This is a genomic window from Streptomyces sp. NPDC059696, assembly GCF_042733745.1.
In the GTDB taxonomy this organism is placed as follows: domain Bacteria; phylum Actinomycetota; class Actinomycetes; order Streptomycetales; family Streptomycetaceae; genus Streptomyces.
In genome coordinates this window covers 1-667 of sequence record NZ_JBHWFG010000136.1, presented here as the reverse complement: position 1 = coordinate 667, position 667 = coordinate 1, and the positions used below count along the sequence as shown (strand labels likewise).

1 protein-coding gene is annotated in these 667 nt (G+C 66.9%); it reads left to right on the top strand.

Annotated elements, in window-relative coordinates:
- Positions 1–2: 2 nt before the first annotated feature.
- Positions 3–667: MFS transporter (locus ACFV20_RS37135; RefSeq protein ID WP_385665589.1), on the top strand; the 665-nt coding region annotated here is incomplete at its 3' end.

Here is a 667-nt window from a genome sequence, read left to right as displayed (position 1 = left end):
TGGTGCTTGTCGAGATCACCAGCGGAATCCTGCAGGGGTACTACACTCCGATCCTCACCGACATTGCCCGCAACCTCGGGATTGCCGACGGCGACGTCAACTGGTTCGAGGCGGCGCAGCTGATGTTCAGTGCCCTGGCCGTGCCTGTCCTGGCACGGCTGGGGGACATGTACGGACATAAACGCATCCTGCTGGTTTCCACCGTGCTGACGGCGGCAGCCTCCTGGGGCGTAGCCTTCGCACCGGACTTCTGGACCTTCCTCGTGGCGTGGTCCCTGCAGGGGTTCTACGTGGTGTGGCTGCCGTTGGAAGTCGCGCTCATTTTCGCGCGGGCGGCGTCGGCCCCTAACCGGGCGGCGGTAACCCGCAAGGCAGCCGGAGTGCTGGTGGGCGGGCTGCAGTTCGGCGTCATCGCCGGGGCGCTCGCCGCCGGTGCACTGGTGGACGTCTTCGGAGGCGACCTGCGGCTTACCCTGATGGTTCCTGCCGCAGCGGCCACCCTCTGCATCCTCGCCATCTGGTTCGGCGTACCCGAGTCAGGACTGAAAGCCAGCGGCGCCCTGGACGTGCGGGGCTTCGCTCTGCTGGCTGTTGGGCTGCTGCTGCTCACTTCCGGGCTCACGTTCCTGCGCATCAACGGTCCCGGAACGTGGTGGGTCTGGGCCGT